The 924-nt window shown below is 64.0% G+C and carries 2 protein-coding genes; both read right to left on the bottom strand.

From position 1 onward, the window contains the following. Window positions 1-36 precede the first annotated feature (36 nt). A complete protein-coding gene (locus J5M71_RS26015; protein WP_197890667.1) occupies window positions 37-768 on the bottom strand; it encodes a precorrin-2 C(20)-methyltransferase in 732 nt (243 codons plus the stop codon). Beyond that, on the bottom strand, window positions 768-924 hold a 157-nt coding region (locus tag J5M71_RS26010), incomplete at its 5' end, for a precorrin-8X methylmutase (RefSeq protein ID WP_207838304.1). The genes J5M71_RS26010 and J5M71_RS26015, both read right to left, overlap by 1 nt.

The raw sequence follows: 924 nt of genomic DNA, 5'->3' as shown, positions 1-924 counted from the left end.
GGCCGAGGATGACGATGGCGGGAGTCGCTTGGCTCATCAACCTTGCCACCGTTCGCCCGGGACGATGATCAGCGAGAAGTACGGCGAGGACATCGGCTCGACCTGATCCATCGGCACGATCTTCTGATTGGCCATGGTCGCGCGCTCGACATACAGCGCGCGCTCGGCGAGACCGAGTTCTTCCAGCACCTGACGCACCTTGGGAAAGTTGCGCCCCAGTTTCATGATCACCGCCGCATCGGCATCGGCCAGACGCCGCTTCAATTCTTCATGGGGCAGCACGCCGGAAAGCACCGACAGGCTCTGATTGCGATACACCAGCGGCGCGCCGAGCACCGAAGCGCCGCCGAGCATCGAGCACACGCCGGGCACGACTTCGGCCTCATAACGGCTGGCGAGGCGGTCGTGCAGGTACATGTAGGAGCCATAGAAAAACGGATCGCCTTCGCAAATCACCGCCACATCGCGGCCGGCATCCAGGTGTTCGGCGACCGCCACAGCGGCTTCGTCGTAGAAATCGCTGATGACCTGTTCATAGGACAGCGGCGCCGGCAACGCCTCGGTGGTCACCGGATAGACCAGCGGCAGCAGATTCTGCGCCTCGACCAGATGCGCCTCGATGATGCCGAACGCATTGCCCTTCTTGCCCTTGGCCACGAAATACGCGACCACTGGCGATTCGCGCAGCAGGCGCAAGGCTTTGACGGTGATCAGTTCCGGATCACCGGGGCCGACACCGAGGCCGATCAGACGTCCTTTGGCCTCCATCATTCGATCTCCGTGGCGAGGGCATTGACGGCGGCGGCGGCCATGGCACTGCCGCCAAGGCGACCCTGCATGATCACGAACGGCACGCCGCGACTGTCGGCGGCCAGTGCCGCTTTCGACTCGGCAGCACCGACGAAGCCGACCGGGAAGCCAAGG

Source organism: Pseudomonas sp. 43(2021) (assembly GCF_017490805.1).
In the GTDB taxonomy this organism is placed as follows: domain Bacteria; phylum Pseudomonadota; class Gammaproteobacteria; order Pseudomonadales; family Pseudomonadaceae; genus Aquipseudomonas.
The sequence above is the reverse complement of the archived record's forward strand: the minus strand, read 5'-3'. Positions and strand labels throughout refer to the sequence as shown.

Excerpts from the sequence above, each read along its gene's own strand:
- J5M71_RS26015 (WP_197890667.1), bottom strand. The coding sequence starts at position 768 with ATGGAGGCCAAAGGACGTCTGATCGGCCTCGGTGTCGGCCCCGGTGAT.